Genomic DNA, 253 nt, shown 5'->3' with positions numbered 1-253 from the left:
TCTGCACCTCACATACAGGAGCACAGTTTTTCCTTAAGCGGAAATCTTAAACAAAGTACAAGGGAAACCTCTCTTAAGAACAGAGGGAGCACACACATTAAGCAGGAGGCGACATCCTTTCTCCTCCTGATAGAAAATCCTCTCTAAAATACGCAAAGAGGCTAGTATAATCTTTACCCTGAAAATTTTCTAAACATTATGAAATGCGTAAAATAATCATTTTCTTCCACAAAATATCAGTAAAGCCACCTCA

Source organism: Bartonella sp. TS25HLJMH, assembly GCF_042193505.1.
Classification (GTDB): Bacteria; Pseudomonadota; Alphaproteobacteria; order Rhizobiales; family Rhizobiaceae; genus Bartonella; species Bartonella grahamii.
This window is presented reverse-complemented; position numbering follows the sequence as displayed.